The sequence below is a fragment of the Nocardia sp. NPDC060220 genome, assembly GCF_042727815.1.
In the GTDB taxonomy this organism is placed as follows: domain Bacteria; phylum Actinomycetota; class Actinomycetes; order Mycobacteriales; family Mycobacteriaceae; genus Nocardia.
Genome location: NZ_JBHWZY010000442.1, coordinates 1 through 4,618, shown reverse-complemented (window position 1 = coordinate 4,618; position 4,618 = coordinate 1). Strand labels below are relative to the sequence as shown.

The window sequence follows — 4,618 nt, the reverse complement described above, 5'->3', positions numbered from 1 at the left end:
CGGTCACTCGCTGGCCGAGGAGATGCAGCGACTGATCCTGGGCCCGCTCGGGCTCTGCGACACCGTCGTGCCGGAGACCTCGACCGAGATCGGCGGACCGCACGCCCACGCCTACTACCGCTATGACGACGCCGGGGTGGAGCAGACGATCGACGTCACCTCCCAGAACCCGTCCTGGATTTCCAGCGGCGGCGACATGATCTCGACCAGCAAGGACCTGCACACCTTCCTCTCCGCACTGCTGCACGGCACGCTGCTGCCCGCCCCGCTGCTGGCCGAGATGCTCACCCCCGAAGCCAAGGTCGGCTACGGCCTTGGGGTGTTCGTCCAGCAGACCGAGACCGGCACCGTCATCACCCACAACGGCGGCCACGGTGGCCATGCGGCGCTGATGTACAGCACGCTCGACGGCACCAAGACCATGACCGCCGCACTCAACTACATCGACGACGCCGACCTGTCGATGTCGGCGACGTTCCAGGCCGCGACGCAGCGACTGCTCGACGAAGTGTTCGGTGCCGCTACGGCCTGAACGCACCTTCCGGGGTCGCGCCCAGCTGCTCTCGGCCCCGGATGCTTGACCTCGACGCACCATCAAGGTCAACTTTCTGAGTAGGACTACCTCGAACAAGGCGGACTGAGCAGATGATGAACGGCGTCACGATCGGCCAGGCCGCGGTTTTCGCCGGTGTCACGATCAAGACCGTGCGGCACTACGAGAAGAACGGTCTGCTCGACGAACCGGCCCGCGACAGCTCCGGCTACCGGCGCTACGGTTCGGCCGAACTTTTGCGGTTGGTGCAGGTCAGAACCCTCGCCGCCGCCGGAGTTCCACTGGCCGAGATCGGATCGCTGCTCGACGCCGACGCCGACGCCGACGCGTTCGCCACCGAGCTCGCCGACGTCGAACGGCGTCTCACCGAGCGGATCGAGGAACTGATCGTGCGCCGAGACACGCTGCACCGGCTGGCCGACGGCGACCGCACGCTGCTGCCCGACCGCGCGGTGGAGCTGCTCGCGCGCCTACCCGGCCTCGGCTTTCCCCCGGCGGAGGTGGCAGCGGCCAGGGAAGGGTGGGTGCTGGCCAGAGCGCTCGTCCCGGAGGGCTTCGACGATTACCTCACCAATGTCGAGAACGCCCTCGAAGACACCGAGTTCCTCGCCCTGAGCAGGCGCGCCTCGGAATCGGCCAGCTGGGTACCGGACGACCCGCGCGTCGAGGAAGTGGCTACCGCGCTGGCCGAGCACTATCTCGCCCACCCCGACCAGCTGAAGATCGTGACGGGCCTGCAAGCCCGCACAGACGCCGCGACACGCTACAAATTGATCCGCCACCACGGCGAAGAGCAGGAATCGGCCCCGGCCCGGCTCTCGGCCCTTGTCGAGGCGAAGCTGCGGGCCGCCGGCGTCTACATCCCCGGATCTCGCTGACCCGCACGCTCAGATCTGCCGCACCCACGCGACGAAGAACAACCCGCCCGCCGCCACGAGAACCAGGGCGACCGGAATCGCCCACCACGACCGGTCACCGCCGAGCACAGTCCGCGTCACCCGCAGCTGTAACCGGCCGCACAGGGCGATCACCGCGACGAATGCCGGCGCGATCAACGCACCCGACACCGCGTGCACCAGCCACGCGCCCGCCAGCGTCGGCCCGCCCCACGAGGTCTGGTAACTGTCGGCGGCGACCAACGGATAGGCGAACCCACGCACCAGAACCAGCACGCTGAGCATCGCGAGGAACCAGCCGAGCAGCCCGACACCACCGGAGAGCACCGATTGGATCAGGCAGCGTCGCAGGGAAATATCGTGGGCGCCGACAGGTTCGCGCAAGAGCAGTCGCGGCACCCGCAGCCGGGTCCGCACCCGGGTGAAGGCCAGTGGCAGTGCCAGCAGTTCGTAGAACGCCGACCGTGCCACCGTGCCGATCACCGCAGCGACCCGGCCGCCGCGAGGTCGTCGAACAACAACTGGTCGACCGGGGGAACCAGATCGCGGTCACCGAATCCGAACCAGGCCAGCGCCTCGATCTCGCTGCTTGCCGTGAGCACCCCGCGATAGTCGGCGGTGTAGCACGCCATCCGGACGACGGTGTCGTGCCCGTCGGCGATCGCGGCCTCATAGGTGCCGACGTGGGTGGCGCTGTCGGGCGTGAGCTCGACGGTCAGTTCTTCGGCGACCTCGCGGACCAAAGTCTGCAGGTCGGTCTCGACGCCTTCCCGTTTGCCGCCGGGGATGAAGAACACGTCCTTGCCGCGCGGGCGGGCACACAGGATGCGACCGTTCTCGATCAGCACCCAGGCCACCGTATCGATGAGCTGCTCTCTCGCAGGTTCCATCACGGCCCGCAGCTTAATCGGCGCGGGCGCGACGGTGTTGCCCAGTCCCTGGCGCCCGGCCGCCGGCGAGGCGGTGCTACCTCTGGCGCACCCGGCGGTCAGTGGCCGGGCAGCACGCACACGGTGTCCAGCCCGAGCACCCGGTTGAGGCGGCCGAACGCCAGCCAGGAACCGATGCTCATGCTCAGCTCCACCACCTCGGCCTGGGAGTACTCGGCGAACATCCTGGCCCAGAATTCGTCGTCGAGGCCGTGGTGGTCGGTGGCGTAGCGCTCGGCGTATTCGGCGGCGAGGCGGGTCCGTTCGTCGAACCGGTCGGTGTCACGCCAGTGGGTGACGGCATCGGGGAATTCCGCTTCGACCTTCTGTCCGTCGCGTTCGGTGCGCCAGTCCTGACAGAACAGGCAGCCGTTGATCTGGGCGATCCGCAACCGGGCCGCTTCGAATTCACGCAGGCCGAGGGTGGAGTGCTCGTAGACCGACAGCGAGAATGCCGCTGCGGCGACGCCGATGCCGGGCACCATCTCGCCCCATACGTAGCCGATGGGATCTTTGCCCTCGGGAATGTCGATGATCATCGTGGTGTCCTTCCGAGTTTGCCGACCGCGGCGCGCAGCGGCACATCGAGTGCGTCATAGAGACCGGGCGGCGCCTCGACCAGCCAGTCGATGGCATTGACCAAACGTCCCACCGCCGTGGCGTTTCCGCCCGCCGCGCGATTGCCGCCTTCATCGGTCGCTTCGACGCTGACCTCGATGCGTGGCGAACCCTCGATGATCACCCGGTGGGCACCGTCACCGTCGGGTGGTGTCGGCCAGTCCGGTGCGCAGCGGGGATGGATGCGGGTGACGTGCTCGATCACGATGCGCGCCTGCCCGTCGACGATGCCTTGCACCTCGAACCGCACCGCCCCCTGCGTGCCCGCGTCGAACGCCCCCATCTGGGTGGTCTGCACTGTCGCGTCGAGGGCGCGCCGGTCGACGGTTTCGCGGATCTCGTCGAGTTCGACACCCAATGCTCTGGCCATCAGCCGGATCTGGCCGCCCCACACCATCGTCGGCACGCTCGCCATCAGCATCGGCGGCTGGTAGTCCATCGGCTGTCCCATTCCGACGAGGTAGCGCACCGAGTCGGGTTGGTCGTAGGTGGAGTAGTCGAAGATCTCCTGGCAGCGCACCACGTCGATGGTGGCGGCGAGCCCGCTGATCAACAGCGGCAGCACATCGTTGCCCCAGCCGGGATCCACCCCGGAGACGAACAGCGAACCACCGCCCGCGGCAATGGCTTCCAGCACCGGCTCGCGCATTTCGGCCGGTGCGTTGCGCGGATCGTAGAGGGCGTAGAGGGCCGGGGTGACCACGACGGCGCCGGCCCGGATCGCCCGCACGATGTCGGCGAGCGCGTCGTCGGGCCGGATGTCTCCGGACGCCGCGTACACCACCGCCTGGGGTCCGGTGGCGAGTAGCGCGTCGATGTCGTCGACGGCGGCCACCCCCAATTCGGTGTCGAGGCCTGCGAGCGTGCCCGCGTCTCGGCCGACTTTGTCGGGGTTGTGCACGAGCACCCCGGTGAGAACCAGCGCCGGATGGGCAGCCACGGCACGGATGGCCGCGCGGCCGACGTTTCCGGTGCCCCAGACGATCGTGGGGATCATCGAGCCACCGTAGCAAGCGCTTGGTTCGTCGTCTGGCGTATCCGAAATCTCAGCTCGCGCGGACGCCCAGCCCTGGTGTGCCGGTAGCCGCTGCCAGCCGGTTCACCGCTGCGGTCAGGTCGCGCTTCGCCACCTTGCGCGCGTCGAACTTCGACACCACGACCTCATCGTCGATCTGTTCCCAGGTGCCCACGATGCGACCGTCGACCAGCACCAGCGGCGAGATCCAGCCCGCCGTCCTGCTCACCTTCGACCGGTGCTCGGCGGGCAGCAGCACGGTGTCGGCGGTACCGGGTCCCAGTACGTACTGGTCGAACGGACCGAGCAGATGGACACCGCCGTCGAGAGTCGCCGCGGCGAGATCGTCGGCGAACTCGCTCGGAATCCAGCCGATCCGTCCTTCGACGTCGACCTCGGTCAGCGCGTCACCCATCGCCGCGAACCACCCGCGCAGCACGGTTTTGCGCACGCTGTTGCGACTGAGCCACGCGTCGAAGGCCGCCGGGGTCGCGGGACCGTACGCGCCGAGATAAGCGCGGATCAGCGCCGGTGCGGCGATATCGGGTTCCGGGATGCCCTTCCACCCGGGAGTCAGGTCGCCCGGCGCGGTGAAGGTGACCTTGCT

7 protein-coding genes are annotated in these 4,618 nt (G+C 68.4%); 2 read left to right on the top strand and 5 right to left on the bottom strand.

Going from position 1 to position 4,618, the window contains the following annotated elements; translation table 11 throughout:
• The coding region (locus ACFWF3_RS21925) for a serine hydrolase (protein WP_379315076.1) at positions 1-532 on the top strand (532 nt) is incomplete at its 5' end.
• Between the two features lie 113 nt (positions 533-645).
• Complete coding sequence (locus tag ACFWF3_RS21920; protein WP_379315075.1) at positions 646-1,431, top strand: MerR family transcriptional regulator; 786 nt, start codon at positions 646-648, stop codon at positions 1,429-1,431.
• A gap of 9 nt (positions 1,432-1,440) precedes the next feature.
• On the opposite strand, the gene ACFWF3_RS21915 is transcribed toward ACFWF3_RS21920, so the two are convergent.
• From ACFWF3_RS21915 to ACFWF3_RS21895, 5 genes are all read right to left on the bottom strand, one after another.
• Positions 1,441-1,932, bottom strand: a complete 492-nt coding sequence (locus tag ACFWF3_RS21915; protein ID WP_379315074.1) for a hypothetical protein — start codon at positions 1,930-1,932, stop codon at positions 1,441-1,443.
• Positions 1,929-2,339: an NUDIX domain-containing protein gene (locus ACFWF3_RS21910; RefSeq protein WP_379315073.1), complete on the bottom strand. Its 411-nt coding sequence runs from the start codon at positions 2,337-2,339 to the stop codon at positions 1,929-1,931. The genes ACFWF3_RS21915 and ACFWF3_RS21910 overlap by 4 nt, the downstream gene beginning before the upstream one ends.
• 98 nt (positions 2,340-2,437) lie before the next feature.
• Positions 2,438-2,917 carry a carboxymuconolactone decarboxylase family protein gene (locus ACFWF3_RS21905; RefSeq protein ID WP_378991755.1) on the bottom strand — a complete coding sequence of 160 codons (480 nt, stop codon included), beginning with the start codon at positions 2,915-2,917 and terminating at the stop codon, positions 2,438-2,440.
• The gene (locus ACFWF3_RS21900; protein ID WP_379315072.1) at positions 2,914-3,993 is read right to left on the bottom strand and encodes a dihydrodipicolinate reductase; all 1,080 of its coding nucleotides are present in this window, start codon (positions 3,991-3,993) and stop codon (positions 2,914-2,916) included. Before ACFWF3_RS21900 ends, ACFWF3_RS21905 begins: the two co-directional genes overlap by 4 nt.
• Before the next feature lie 49 nt (positions 3,994-4,042).
• The coding region (locus ACFWF3_RS21895; protein WP_379315071.1) for a DNA glycosylase AlkZ-like family protein at positions 4,043-4,618 on the bottom strand (576 nt) is incomplete at its 5' end.